We start from the raw sequence: 14,868 nt of genomic DNA, 5'->3' as shown, positions 1-14,868 counted from the left end.
CGCCGTACCGCACAATATCATCGGTACTGGCTTCCTGGGTAACTATAACGTGATTCTTAATAACTCAAAAAAGAGAAAGGTCCAAAGTGCCATTATCCTTGAAAAACGTTTAATGGAATAACAGTTCTGCTCTTTGCACCATGCTTTCTGCACCTTGCATTGCTGTACCTTGCTTATGCTCCTTGTTTTTGTGCACCTTGCTTTCTGCACTTTGCATTCTGCACCATGCTTTCTGCACCATGCTTTCTGCACCATGCATTCTGCACCATGCTTTCTGCACTTTGCATTCTGCACTTTGCATTCTGCACTTTGCATTCTGCACCATGCTTTCTGCACCTTGCTTCTGCACCATGCATTCTGTACCATGCTTCCTGCACCATACTTTCTGCACCATGCTTTCTGCACCATGCTTCTGCACCATGCATGGTGGGTGAACCCTAAGGTATTCAAAATAAATGCTGAAATTTTTTCGATGCCTTCTGGTGCCCTTCCGCAGCAGGCAGCATCGAAAGAATTTCAGCATTTATTTTATTTCCTAAAAAAGGAACTTATTGGATAAAAAGTTACTAGTCTTATCTTCCAAAATAGCATCAAGCAAATCCTTATTGGTCTTAGTAAGTTTCGTCGCAACCAAAGAACGGATCGAGAAAGACCTGATCGCATCCACAACAGAAAGTGTACCCTCCGCAGAATCCTTCCTTCCGGTAAAAGGAAAAACATCTGGTCCGCGCTGACACTGGCAATTGATATTCACCCTGCTCAGCAGGTTTACCAGCGGATCAATTAATGCAGCAAGCTCATCATCATTATTACTAAAAACACTCACCTGCTGCCCGTGTGTAGAATCGATCAGGTACTGAATAGTTTCTTCCAGATCATCAAAAGCCGCTACAGGAATAACCGGACCAAACTGTTCCTCTTCCCATAACTTCATCCCCTTAGCCACTGGATAAACAATCGCCGGGTAAACAAAAGACTCATTGGTTAGCCCGCCATTTTCATTCACAACACTTGCACCCTGAGCAATAGCATCATCTATACATCCCTTGAGGTACGCAGGTTTATGTGGTTCAGGCAAAGGTGTTAAAGACACACCATCCTCCCATGGCATACCGTATTTCAGCTTCGCAACTGCCTCAGCAAACAGGGTCAGGAATTCATCCACCAGGCTCCGGTGAACAAAAACAATCTTCAATGCCGTACAGCGCTGGCCATTAAACGACAGCGAGCCCAGCAAAGTTTCCTGTACAGCCAGCTTAAGATCTGCATGAGCGGTGATAATAGCGGCGTTCTTTGCATCCAGACCCAATACTGCGCGTAAACGGTTCACTTTAGGATGAAGTTTCTTCAGTTCATCCGCCACCTTACTGGAACCAATCAGCGTAAGTACATTGATTTTACCGGATTTCATCAGGCCTGGGATAATCTTATTGCCGCGTCCATATATCGTATTGACTACACCTTTTGGAAAACAGCTTCTGAATGCATCCAACAATGGATAATGCAGTAAAGTTCCATGTTTAGGTGGTTTAAACAGCAGTGTATTCCCCATGATCAGCGCGGGAATCAGCGTTGTAAAAGTTTCATTCAGTGGGTAATTGAAAGGGCCCATACACAGAACCACGCCCAGAGGCGAACGCCTGATCTGAGCTACAATACCCTGTTCTATGCTAAACTGTGCAGATCGTCTGTCCAGATCCTTCAGGGCATCGATAGTAGCATGAATGTACTCAACTGTACGGTCAAACTCCTTTACTGAATCTGCGTAGGACTTTCCAATCTCCCACATCAGCAATTTCACTACTTCATCTTTTTTGGTGATCATCTTCTCGGTAAAGAGCGCTACGCAATCAATACGGTCTGAGACACTCATGGTAGGCCATTCGCCTCGCCCATTGTCGTAAGCTGCTACTGCAGCATCCAGTGCTTCAAAACTTTCCTTCTCCGTACAAAGCGGATAAGTACCAATCACTTTACGTTTCAGTCCTTCCGCAGTTTGGGTACAGACAGGAGAAAGCACAGTATGTACCTCACCGTCCCATGGAATCAATTCGCCGTTGCTTAAATATTCACGCTGGTTTACTTCCTCCACTAATCTGTACTGCTCAGGAATTTGCTTTTCTTCAACAAAAATTGAGGTTAAATCTATTACAGACATAAGAAAACTGAATTAAATTAAGAATAGATGAAGATAATAATTATAGCCTGGGTTTTCAGAAAATTATAAGACTTATTATAATCTTAATAAATTAGAAACAATAAAGGCCGGTCATTTGATGGTATCCTCCAAAGCTGTTTTAAGGCTGCAGGATTTTATCAAATGACCGGCCTCATTATTATTTTAAGACAAGCGCTTCGTTTTGAACTGAATGCTCTTACAGATCAGTTATCGGACGGTATTTAGGAACCAGCGATTTCATTACCAGCCAGGCAATAAGGTATGCAACAGCACAGATAGCAAACATAATTGTATAACCAGTCTGAGTATGTCCAAGTGATTTGTAATGATCGAAAAGAGCCCCGCCCAGCTTGGAAATCGTTACACCGCCTATACCACCAGCCATACCACCAATACCGATCACCGTACCAATAGTCTTTTTAGGAAACATGTCAGAGACAGTAGTGAAGATGTTTGCAGACCAGGCCTGGTGTGCCGAAGCGCCTATACCAATCAAAAGAACCGGGATCCAGAAAGTGATATGCCCTAGAGGCTGTGCCAGTAATACCAATAATGGAAATAACGCAATGATAAACATTGCTTTCATCCTTGCATCATATGGAGCCAGTCCTTTTTTCATGTAGTAAACCGGGAACCAACCTCCGCCTACACTACCGATCATAGTCATGCTGTATAGAATAGTTAGTGGTAGCATGATTGCCGTACCTTCCATCGCATACTGTACTTTCAGGTATGAAGGGAGCCAGAACAGGAAAAACCACCATACACCATCGGTCATGAATTTACCAAAAACAAAGGCCCAGGTTTGTTTATAACCCAGCAGTTTCACCCAGGAAACTTTTTCAGCATCTTCTACTTCTACAATGCCATCGTCATGCAGCTTGTCGCTATTGATGTAGTCCAGTTCAGACTGTGTAATATTTTTTTGATTCTCAGGTTTATCATAGAAAAAGAACCAGAATCCCAGCCAGATCAGGCCAACAGCACCAACGATGATGAAAGCACTTTCCCAACCCCATTTTGCAGCAATCCAAGGGACCGTCAGCGGCGCGAGTACTGCCCCTATGTTGGCACCCGAGTTAAAAATTCCTGTAGCGAAAGAACGCTCTTTTTTGGGAAAATACTCAGCAGTAGCTTTGATCGCTGCCGGAAAATTACCAGATTCGCCTATTCCCAGAACGGCCCGTGCCACACTGAAACCCAGCACAGAAACAGGAATTAATCCCAGTCCTGCCCAGCTGAGCATAGATGATAACCCCTCACCGATAGGGATAGCCAGGGCATGCATTACTGCACCTATCGACCATACGATCAGTGAAATAGCATAACCCCATTTTGTGCCCAGTTTATCTACGACCCGGCCTGCAAAGAGCATGGATATCGCATATACAAACTGAAACACGGATGTAATGTTCGCGTAATCACTGTTTGTCCAGTTAAATTCTTTCTCGAGCGTTGGGTGCAGGAGACTCAATACTTGTCGGTCTAAGTAGTTGACAGTAGTGGCAAAAAACAATAACGCACAGATCGTCCAGCGGTAATTGCTCATTTTAGCTTCTTTCATCGTCTATATTTGGTTTGAGGTTCTCAAGATTGGGGCTGGGTTAAATCCTTAACTCAGCCTTGTCTCACTAATGATTTTGAATGTTTTTTCAGTTAGTGTATATAAGGTATCGTAATCTTTATCTGCCAATACTTCTTTGCTAATCAGCTTACTGCCCATTCCAACTCCACAAACGCCTGATTTAAACCATGCACTGATATTTGCAGCTTCAATTTCTACGCCACCCGTCGGGATAAACAATTGTCCGGGAAACAGGTCTTTGATGGAAGACATAAATGCAGGTCCCAGCAGGTTTGCAGGAAACAGCTTAATCAGTCCAGCTCCGTTTTGCGAAGCCAGGTTAATTTCTGTGGGTGAGAAACATCCCGGGATCCATAGCAGCCCGGCATCATGTACCAGCTTACCTATTTCGAGGTCAACTACAGGACAAACAATGAAGTGTGCACCTGCTTCAATAAATTCAGCTGCTTGTTTTGTATTCTTAATAGTCCCTATACCTACATGTAAATCCGGCATTTCGGTCTTTGCAGCTTCGATGAGGACCTTAAAATTCTCCAGGGCAGCGGGCCCTCTGTTAGTATATTCAATTACGCGGACACCTGCACGGTATATTGTACGTACAATTTCCAAACTTACTTCTGCATCATCATAATAGAACAAAGGCAGCAATGCCTGTTCCGTAATCACCTTTAACGTCTCTTCCTTAGTTTTCATACTGCTCTACTACGCTTTTTATATCTTGTATCTTTGTTGTATTAAAATCACTCTCTGTAAATAATTTGGCAAAAGCTGCCGAGGTAGCAAAATCCACAATCTCCTGTGGTTTCTGTCCCTTATAGAACCCGTAAATCAGGCCCGCCATAAAGCAGTCACCACTGCCTACTTTTCCTGCAATCTGCTCAGCTACATATTCAGTAGAGATATACAGTTCATCCTGCGTGTACAAGGTAGTATAATATTGAATACCTGAACCATGATCAAAACGAAAAGTATTGGCTACATGTTTACATTTTGGAAACTGATCTAGTATTGCCTTTGAACTGACCTGCGATTGCTGCAGGTAAGCACTTTTATCATGCTCTTCAACAAGCGTTTCAGAAACAGGGATACCGAGCATTTTTTCGGCTGCCCACACATTTCCCATTACCAGGTCGCAGTATTGAACAAGTGCAGGAAGCACTTCTACAGGCTCTTTTCCATATTTCCAGAGCTTAGCCCGGTAATTCAGGTCGATTGAAATTGTAATTCCTTTTGCAGAAGCTGCTTTGAGTGCTTCTTCACAGACATTGGCAACAGACTGATTGATGGCAGGACAGATTGCGCTGAAGTGAAACCAGCTTACTCCTTCAAAAACTTTATCCCAGTCTATAGTATTTACTTCCAGTTCAGAAAAGGAAGAGTATTTACGGTCGTAGATAACGCCAGCATTCTTCAGGTCTTTTCCCTTATCCAGGAAATAAAGACCGATGCGCTCGCCAGAATACTGGATTGGGCTGGTATCAATATTCAATTCATCCAGGTAACCTACCAGCTGCCTGGCAATAAAATTATCCGGAATGGCCGACATATATGCTGAAGGAACTTCCCACAGTGCCAGTGCTGCAGCAACATTTGCTTCAGCCCCGCCCACATAAACTGGAAAACTATTCTCCTCCAGCCAGCTTCCTGCCGAATCAGGACAAATCCTTAACAGCAGTTCGCCGAAACTTAAAACTTTACTCATCATTTAGAAATTGAAATAGGATTTTGCATTATTATAACATATGTCCTGTACAATCTTACCTACCCAGGCTATGTCGTTGGGAAGTTCACCATTTTCAATATCTTCTCCTAATAAATTACACAATATTCTTCTAAAATATTCGTGTCTCGGGAAAGAAAGGAAACTTCTTGAATCCGTCAGCATGCCTACAAAGCGGCTGAGCAATCCCATATTTGATAAAGCATTGATTTGTTTGATCATGCCTTCTTTCTGGTCAAGGAACCACCAGGCCGAGCCATACTGTATTTTGCCTGCAATGGTACCGTCATTGAAATTACCTATCATTGTAGCAATCAGCTCATTATCCGCAGGGTTCAGGTTGTAAATAATCGTCTTGGCCAGTTGATTACCGGTATCAAGCCTGTTCATGAATTTCGACAGTGCAGCCCCTTGTGAAAAATCACCAATAGAATCCAGTCCTGTATCCGGCCCCAGATTTTTGAGCATCCTGGTGTTGTTATCTCTCAGTGCGCCGATATGGTATTGCTGTACCCAGTTCTTTTCATGGTCCCAAACAGCGAATACATGCAGCATAGCCGATTTAAACTGAAGAATTTCAGTTTTGGTCAGCGTATCTCCAGCCCCAATTTTTAAAAAGATGGCTTCTACCTCATCTTCAGTATAATTTTCGGCGTACAATTGTTCCAATCCATGATCAGAAAGTACACAACCATTTTCAGCAAAATAATCATGTCTGCGTTTCAGTGCAGCCAGATATTCCCTGTAAGTTTTGATTTCAGCGCCATTGACTTTTTCAAGTTTGGCGATATAAGCGTTCAGTGCAATCAGATCGTCCGCGTTCATCGCTTTATCCGGACGGAATGCGGGACGGATTTTTACATCGAAACCATCAGCTTTGATTTTTTGATGATGTGCAAGGTCATCACATGGATCATCTGTCGTAGCTACAGTTACTACGTTCATCTTTTTCAGCAGGCTGCGTACAGAGTATTCCGGTGTCTGCAGTTTGGCAGTACACTCGTCATAGATTTTTCTTGCAGTAGCAGGTGAAAGGATATCATAGATATCAAAGTATCTTTGTAATTCCAGGTGTGTCCAATGGTATAATGGGTTGCGGAGCGTATAGGGCACCGTTTCAGCCCATTTCTCAAATTTCTCCCAGTCGCTTTTATTTCCGGTGATATACGCTTCATCAACACCATTAGCGCGCATTGCCCGCCATTTGTAATGATCGCCATACAACCAAACCTGGGTAAGGTTCTCAAAGTTTTTATCCTCAGCAATCTGATCCGGCGGAAGATGGCAATGGTAGTCAATGATGGGCATATCTTTTGCAAACTGGTGATACAGCTCCTGCGCAGTTTGACTTTCTAAAAGGAAGTTTTCGTCTAAAAATGGTTTCATGTTATAGTATTTTACAGTGAGATGCCGCGTTTCCATGGGATAAAGTCATCCTGGATATGTCGTACTGCACTTACCGTTGTATTTCCGCTTGCTACATCAATTACATAATTCAGGATCCTTGCCCCGGCCTCTTCGATGGTTTCTTCACCAGCGATGATCGAGCCAGTATCCAGATCGATGATATCATTCATTTTATTATACAATACGGTATTAGTTGATATTTTGACTACAGGTGCGATCGGGTTTCCGGTTGGCGTTCCCAGGCCTGTAGTGAAAAGCACAATATTTGCGCCTGAGCCAACCTCAGCTGTTGTAGATTCTACATCATTGCCTGGCGTACACAGCAGATTCAATCCGGGCTTAGTCACCTTTTCAGGATAGTCAAGCACATTTACCACAGGTGATGTACCGCCTTTTTTTGCAGCACCGGCAGATTTGATGGCGTCAGTAATCAGGCCGTCCTTGATATTTCCCGGAGAGGGGTTCATATCAAAGCCGGAACCAGCTTCTGTAGCCCTGTCGCTATAAGTTTTGATCAGTTCAGCAAAACGCGTTGCATCCGCAGGGTCTACACAACGGTCGATAATATTTTGTTCAACTCCGCAAAGTTCAGGAAATTCAGCCAGGATCACAGATCCGCCCAAAGCTACCAGCAGATCAGAAGTATAACCGATGGCAGGATTCGCTGACAGGCCAGAAAAACCATCTGATCCGCCACATTCCAAACCAATACACAATTTACTTAGGGGTGCAGGCTGGCGCACATTTGCATTTGCCTGGATCAGACCTGCAAAAGTTTGTTTGATTGCATCAGAAAGCAGATCTGCTTCTGTTCCGGTTTTCTGCTGGTCAAGGATATACAAAGGTTTATCAAATGCCGGGCTTCTCTTCTCAATCTCTTCCATCAGGATACTTACCTGTGCATTCTGGCAGCCTAAGCTGAGTACAGTAGCACCGGCCACATTCGGATGGGTAATATATCCTGCCAGCAGTCCGCATAAAGTTTGCGAATCCTGGCGTATACCGCCACAACCCCCGTTATGGGTGAGGAATTTTATACCGTCAACATTCGGGAACATCCTGTTTTTCGGTTCTGCTTTTTCAGTATAGCTGGTCTGTGCGTTGAGGATCTCTTCTACACTGGCTCCTTTTTCGTAAAGCGCCATGAGTTCCTTCGCCTGGGCCTGGTAATTTTCATTCCTGCCGTAACCCAGGTTATTGAGCAATGCTTCCTGGATCACATCCAGGTTCCGGTTTTCGCAGAAGACCATTGGGATCACCAGCCAGTGATTTGCCGTTCCAACCTGTCCGTCCGTACGGTGAAAACCATTAAAAGTTTTATCTTTCCAGGCAGACACATCCGGTACATGCCAGTCCATATGGTGTTCCCCAGTATGAAAACCTGTAGCTGCATGCTTCAGATTAGCTGTTGTGAGCACCGCTCCTTTTGGCACTGGCAATTTGGCCTTACCTACAAGTACGCCGTACATGATCACCTGGTCATCCGTTCTTAAATCCTGCGTAACAAATTTATGTTTCGCTTTGACATGATCTTTTAAGATGTATACCTGATCGCCATACAGGATAGCTTCACCTTCAGCCAAATCTACAAGGGCCACCAGAACATTATCTTTCGGGTGGACCTTTAATACTTTCTTTTCCATGTGTTGTGCTATTTAACAGCTTTTAGTTTCAGGTTTAAACCCTCTAAAGCAGCCGTAATTCCTTTTTCAAGGATAGTGTCGTAATCATTTTCAACCACTTCAATAAAACCGGGAATCTCAGTCAGATCGGCTCCCCAGAATTCGGTATCATTCAATACTCCTTCTACAAAATCCGCTTCGTTCAGTTCAGACGTTTTCTGATAAAAATAAGCTGCACTGTCATCGTTGATCACATATTCGGTTCCATTGAATGCGCCATAATACTTTCCGCCTTCCTGTTTGGAAGACCGCATAAAATGCAGAAAAGCGGCAAAGCCGAAGGTGATGAAAGGCGGTATTGTATTGAAAAGCGTATGGTAGTTAAACAATACCGGCAATACCCGGATTTTCATCTTCATGGCATACTGCATGGTAATGCTGAGCCAAAGGTGTTTGATATGCGGATTTGCGAAACGGTCGATCACCGTATCAGAAAACACGAGCGCTTCATCGAGCGAAACCTGATAAGGAATAGCCGGGGCGATTTCCTTACGCATTACCTGTCTCACAAAGTTGAGGACCTCAGTATTGTCCATTCCATTTTTCACTGTATCAATGCCTGCCAGGCAGGCAATACCTGAAGTTAAAGTATGTGTACCATTGAGCAAACGTACTTTCAGTTCGCGGTAGATCTCGATATCGGGTTTAACGATCAGCCCTTTGTCGGCTGCCATGAAACTCAGCGTATCAGCCACTTTCTCGTTTCCTTCCACAGCCCATAGGCGGTAAGGTTCTGCGAGGATCAGCAACTGATCTTCGTAACCGAGTTCATTTTCCAGTTCTGCAAGTTTAGCAGCATCAGGTTTTCCCGGAACAATCCGGTCTACCAGTGAATTACAGAAAATATTGTTGGTTTTAGACCAGCTGATAAACTCATCTTCAAGTTTATTGTATGCAGCAAGTTCGTAAACTATAGCTTCCAGTTTCTTTCCGTTTTCGGGGATCAGTTCCGTTGCGATGATTACCAGGCCTGCATCCGGGGTATTGCCCAGCGCCTTGTATCTTTCGTAGAGTGCCGACAATAATTTGCCGGGAAAAGAAGCCGGCGGGTTACCCGTTACTGGTTCGTTCAGCAATTGAATGCCCACTTCCGTTGTATTGGAAACTACGATTTTCAAATCAGGGCTTTTAGCCAGCTCAAGAATAGCTGCCCAATCCTTCTCAGCTGAGATCACTCTGGAAATTGCCGAGGAAACAATATTTTCATTTACATTTTTTCCGTCTTCAATCCCGCGTACGCCAATTGTGTAGAGGCTGTCCTGGTTATCAAAATCGGCAGTATCACCATTTCCGGTAGATTTTACGATGACAATGCGGCCATTAAAAATGCCCTGCCTGTTGGCTTTGTCTACAAAATAATCAGGAAGTCCGCGGAGCAAGACGCCGGTTCCAAACTGCAGTACTTTTTCGGGAAGGCTGAATAATGCTTCAGCAGGAACAACAACCCTGGAGGTATCTATATTTTTTAAATTTTCTTTAGATAGTATCATGTAACAGATCAATATTTGCTTAACAGCAATTCTAACGATTAAATAGAAATAATGGCTTTAAAAAACCATCATTTATCTACGCAATCGTTATCGTAACTATGAAAATACACATTTTCTATTTTTTGTTAACTGCAGGTAGCTGATCTGCGATCCAGTTGGTCAGGTCGCTGGCAGCACTAAAGTTCTGGTATTCGGCAGGGATTTTTCTTCCATCGGTATATTCATCGTACAACCATGGATCTCCAATTGCGTAAACTGTCCCTTTGCCCAATCTTGCAACGGCCATTACTGCATTTCCTTCCTTGTCCTGCAGAGCTGATTTTGCGGGAGCCTTTAAAGCTATCGTGCTATACTCTTTCACATAAATCTGTTTTGTATTTTTAAAGATCGCATTTGAAGCAGGGATCATGATGCTGCCCATTTCAAATTTACTGCCGGTGACCCTGTTTTTGCTGTCTTTATTAAAGGTGATGCCAAATTTTGAGGTCAGTTCATTCAAATGGTCCAGTTCCACATTTCCGGTATCGTTGGCCATGATCACCAGTACCCCTCCTGCTTTTACCCAGTTCGTGATCGCTGTAATATGTTCCGCTCCTATGAAATTAGGCTTAGGGTTTTCCTTTACAATATCAGGATCTGCAATAATATACACTGAGGCGTTCTTCAGATTTGCCGCCGTAGGTGCTTCAGGTAAGCTTTTCAGCCTGAAACCTCTTTGTTTGAAGATTTCGCCCCAAATGGAATATCCCCCGTTGCTCATCTCTTCCCATTTGTAATGCCACTGGATGTCGTGGCCGCTCTGATCTTTTTTGGTTTCGCTGTTGAAAAAATAATCAAGCATTACCGTTTTGCCCATTCCTTTTTTAGGGATCGCGGCAAGTTCCATTTCATTGGCTGCCAGCAGGAACGCTCCCACACCTTTACCATCATTGGTGATCACCTTCTCCCGCATATAATATTCGAAAGAACCATCCCTGTACGGTGTACCACCCAAACCAGAAACGCTAACCGTTCCTTTCAGGTTGATCTTTCCGGCACTACGCTGTTCCACAAACTCTTTTTGAATTCCCGCATATCCCTTTTTTGCCACTGAGGAGTATGTCGCCGGTAAATACCCTTGTCTTACACCCTTTTGCAAAGCATACACAAACATAGCTGAAGCAGAAGATTCCAAATAATTGCCTTTTCTGTCCGGTAAATTGAGGATATCATACCATACTCCAGATTTGGGATCCTGATAGTCTTTGGCTGCCTTTGCTACGCGCGCTAAAATTGCCAGCAACTCTTTTCTTTTTGGATGGTTTTCAGGAAAATTGTCCAGCACATCCACGAGTGCCATCGCATACCAGCCCATTGCCCTGCCCCAGAAATGCGGAGAAGTACCGGTCTTTGGATCAGCCCATTTTTGCTCTTTGGATTCGTCCCAGCCATGGTACATCAAACCAGTTTTTGGATCTCTGGAGTGATTTTCCATGAAGATAAACTGGTTGGCTATATCATCAAAGGCTTTATCATCCTGTATCAACGCGGCATATTCTGCATAAAAAGGTTCTCCCATATACAGGCCATCAAGCCACATCTGGTTCGGATAGATTTTCTTATGCCAGAAACCACCTTCTTTTGTGCGGGGCTGTGTCTTTAGCTGTTCCCATAGTATTGTTGAGGCGTTAAAGTATTTTTTCAGTCCAGTTACCTTATATAAAGTTAGCAGGGAACGGCCGTTCTTAATATTATCTATATTGTGCGAGTCCTTGGTATAAGTTCTGATATTACCCTCCTCGGTTACGAAGTGGTCCATGCTTTTCTGCATATATCTGAAGTAATCAGCATTGCCGGTGCGTAGCCAGATGGCATTGATACCTTCGAGGATTACCCCCTGATCGTAAGACCATTTAACCGGATTACCGCTTATAGACAGCGAGTCTTTCCAGATATCCATTACTGTGCCTGCCATTTGTTCGGATAATGGGAGGGTCTGCGCCTGGGCAATATTCATTGTGCCCGCAAAAGTTGTCACAAGACAAGCTGCTGTAAAGTTCAAAGATAATTTCATCTGTTTTTATATTACTTTCAATCAATAGCTGACAAGAATTCTATTTCTTATTACCGGTAAGTACCACACGTACATTGTTCTGCTGTACATTTTTAGCTTCCTGGATTTCCACACCTTCATTGGCCTGGATGGTAAGATTTTCCAGGAAAATATCGCTTATGTTCATTTCAGGCAGTCCCCTGATAAATACAGCCTTCCCTGCACCATCGCAAATTACATTGCTGATATGGAAATCCCTAAATATAGGAGTTTCTTCGGTAACCGGATATTTTACCACTTTTGGTGCATCCCGTTTTTCACCTTTGAGTGCAATCGGATCCTGCGCAGCATAATACATATCAAAAAGGATCGCTTCTCCCACGATATCTTTCATTACTATATCCTTAGCATATATTGCTTCTACCACACCACCGCGACCGCGTGTAGTTTTAAAACGCAGGCCGATGTCAGTACCGATAAATGAGCAGTCGTAAATAAAGATATTGTTTGCGCCGCCAGACATTTCGCTGCCAATCACCACTCCACCGTGGGCGTGATAGACAGTGCTGTTGCGGATAATCACATTTTTAGTTGGCAGTCCGCGTTTGCGCCCTTCTGCATCACGACCGGATTTAATACATATCCCATCATCTCCCACATCAAAAGTGCTGCCTTCAACCAGAACGTTTTTACACGATTCGATATCAATTCCGTCACCGTTTGCAGCATACCATGGATTTTTTGCATATACATTTCTGACAATCAGGTCTTCGCATAATAGTGGGTGAAGATTCCATGCCGGTGAGTTTTGAAAGGTAACCCCTTCGAGTAAAACGCGTTTACAGTTGTTCAGCACCACAAGGTTTGGTCTTAAAAAGTCTTTTACCGAAGCATAAAATTCAGGCGTTTTCTCTGGTGCAATTGCCCCTGCATTTTTTAAAAGTGAACCTTTCGCTGATTGTTCTGAAGGGTACCACATCTTTTTCTCTGCTATGACTGTTCCTCCCGATGCTACCAATTTGTTCCACTGGCTTTCGGTGAGTTTATCTTTTTTGACCATTCGCCAGGCATCCCCGTTTCCGTCAATAATCCCGGAACCTGTGATCGCGATATTTTCCGCATTGTCAGCCGAAACAGGCGATTGATTTCTCATCTGGGGGATTCCTTCCCAGTCGCCTTTTACAAGTTTATACTGAGAGAAATCCTTGGTAAACTGAAGCAATGCATTCTTCTGCAAGTGCAGGTTCACATTGCTCAGCAGCACAACAGGGCCGGTTAACCAGAGCCCCGCAGGAATTACCACTACCCCACCACCTTTTTTATTGCAGGCGGCGATGGCATCGTTGATACTTTTTGTATTCAGGGTGATTCCGTCATTTTTTGCTCCGAAGGAAGTAATGCGGATGGTATCTTTTTTGAATTTAGTTTCTTTTACCTCCGGCAGATGGCTAAAAGAGAAGGGTTTAACCTGGGCAATGGCCTGCGATGCAGACACCAGCACCAGCGCAGAAAACACAGTTTGGCGTAAAAAGTTCAATTTGTTCATATTTGATCGTTAAATATAAGAATGAGGAGGCAGAATATGCCTCCTCATGAGTAGCATTATTGATACCCTGGGTTCTGTTTGAACTCATCTTTGTTCGTTACGGCATCTACCTGTGATCTTGGAATGGGCCTTACCAGGTTGAAATCCTGGATGGCAGTTGCATTTGGATTATCCGTTCTTACACGGTCCAGCAGTTTGCCTGACCTTTTCAGGTCGAACCACCTGATCTGCTCCCCTGCAAACTCACGCGCCCGTTCATCCAGGATGAAGTCGAGCGTAACCTGTGCAGCTGTTACCTGCATGCTGGCCGCCGTGCCTGCTTTTGCGGCGCGCGTCCTGATAACATTCAGGTAGGTAGCTGCAGCCGCAGTATTTCCCAGATTGAATTCTGCCTCGGCAGCAATCAGGTACAATTCAGCAAAACGGATCACAAAAACATCTCTTGCGCTCTGCGCTTCATTGATGCTTGTTCTTGTAGGATCATCAAACTTGCTCAGCGTTACATAGTGCAGCTGGTCTTTTACAGAACCGTTTGCATTGTAGACCGCATTCCTGTCGTAAATCTTGTAAAGTTTACCTGTCGCCGGCACCACTGCCTTACTGGCCAGGATAGCTGTATCACCCAGTTTCATTCCAGTGGGACGTATTGTACTGTTGGCAAGCCATACAGTTTTGAATGAACCATCGTATCTTGAATCGTTTGCGCTATAGAGATCCAGCAGGAAACGTGTTGGCATGTAGCGGTCAAAGGGCCTGCCGTTCAGAATATCCCTGATCATGGCCGGCTGATCGTCATATTTCATGGCAAACATCAGGTGCCCGTTATTACTTCCGCGGCTGTGTCCCAGCGGGTTCAATATATCATCTTTTAAATCGTTCTGAATGAGGTTTGCAGAATAGTTTACTGCATAAACCACTTCTTTGTTTTTAAGATTGGACATTTTCCACAGATCAGCGTAGGCTGGCAGTAAGGTAAAGCCGTAGCCTCCGTTGATGACTGCCAAAGCCATATCTCTGGCCTCTGCATTTTTCTTCTGCGTCAGATACATCCTGGCCAGAAAAGCCTGGGCTGCAGGTTTGGTTACCCTTCCATAATCAGCGGTAGTTACCGGAAGGTTTGCCACGGCGAACAGTAAATCGTCAATTATCTGCTTGTTGAAAGTTTCAACCGGAGTTTTGTTGGCTGTGGTGATTACCCCCTGGGTTTCCTGCAGCGTAAAGTGCACA

11 protein-coding genes are annotated in these 14,868 nt (G+C 44.1%); all 11 read right to left on the bottom strand.

Going from position 1 to position 14,868, the window contains the following annotated elements; genetic code table 11:
- Positions 1–109: 109 nt before the first annotated feature.
- Positions 110–421: a hypothetical protein gene (locus ABWY16_RS15775; protein WP_353905612.1), complete on the bottom strand. Its 312-nt coding sequence runs from the start codon at positions 419–421 to the stop codon at positions 110–112.
- A 114-nt stretch (positions 422–535) separates the two neighbouring features.
- Complete coding sequence (locus tag ABWY16_RS15770; protein WP_353905611.1) at positions 536–2,158, bottom strand: NADP-dependent glyceraldehyde-3-phosphate dehydrogenase; 1,623 nt, start codon at positions 2,156–2,158, stop codon at positions 536–538.
- 217 nt (positions 2,159–2,375) lie between these two features.
- On the bottom strand, positions 2,376–3,743 hold the full coding sequence (locus tag ABWY16_RS15765) for an MFS transporter (protein WP_353905610.1): 1,368 nt from the start codon (positions 3,741–3,743) through the stop codon (positions 2,376–2,378).
- Positions 3,744–3,791: 48 nt separating this feature from the next.
- A complete protein-coding gene (locus ABWY16_RS15760; protein WP_353905609.1) occupies positions 3,792–4,457 on the bottom strand; it encodes a bifunctional 4-hydroxy-2-oxoglutarate aldolase/2-dehydro-3-deoxy-phosphogluconate aldolase in 666 nt (221 codons plus the stop codon).
- Complete coding sequence (locus ABWY16_RS15755; RefSeq protein WP_353905608.1) at positions 4,447–5,469, bottom strand: PfkB family carbohydrate kinase; 1,023 nt, start codon at positions 5,467–5,469, stop codon at positions 4,447–4,449. The genes ABWY16_RS15760 and ABWY16_RS15755 overlap by 11 nt, the downstream gene beginning before the upstream one ends.
- Positions 5,470–6,870, bottom strand: a complete 1,401-nt coding sequence (gene uxaC / locus ABWY16_RS15750) for a glucuronate isomerase (protein WP_353905607.1) — start codon at positions 6,868–6,870, stop codon at positions 5,470–5,472.
- Between the two features lie 11 nt (positions 6,871–6,881).
- Positions 6,882–8,534 carry a UxaA family hydrolase gene (locus ABWY16_RS15745; RefSeq protein WP_353905606.1) on the bottom strand — a complete coding sequence of 551 codons (1,653 nt, stop codon included), beginning with the start codon at positions 8,532–8,534 and terminating at the stop codon, positions 6,882–6,884.
- 8 nt (positions 8,535–8,542) lie between these two features.
- Entirely contained in the window at positions 8,543–10,063 is a 1,521-nt protein-coding gene (locus tag ABWY16_RS15740) for a tagaturonate reductase (protein WP_353905605.1), read from the bottom strand.
- Positions 10,064–10,178: 115 nt separating this feature from the next.
- A complete protein-coding gene (locus tag ABWY16_RS15735; protein WP_353905604.1) occupies positions 10,179–12,116 on the bottom strand; it encodes a glycoside hydrolase family 88 protein in 1,938 nt (645 codons plus the stop codon).
- Positions 12,117–12,156: 40 nt separating this feature from the next.
- On the bottom strand, positions 12,157–13,641 hold the full coding sequence (locus ABWY16_RS15730; protein ID WP_353905603.1) for a glycoside hydrolase family 28 protein: 1,485 nt from the start codon (positions 13,639–13,641) through the stop codon (positions 12,157–12,159).
- A gap of 56 nt (positions 13,642–13,697) precedes the next feature.
- Positions 13,698–14,868, bottom strand: a 1,171-nt coding sequence (locus tag ABWY16_RS15725) for a RagB/SusD family nutrient uptake outer membrane protein (protein WP_353905602.1), incomplete at its 5' end; no start/stop codon positions are given.

Origin of the sequence: Pedobacter sp. (assembly GCF_040513095.1) — a bacterium.
Taxonomy (GTDB): Bacteria; Bacteroidota; Bacteroidia; order Sphingobacteriales; family Sphingobacteriaceae; genus Pedobacter.
This window is presented reverse-complemented; position numbering and strand designations above follow the sequence as displayed.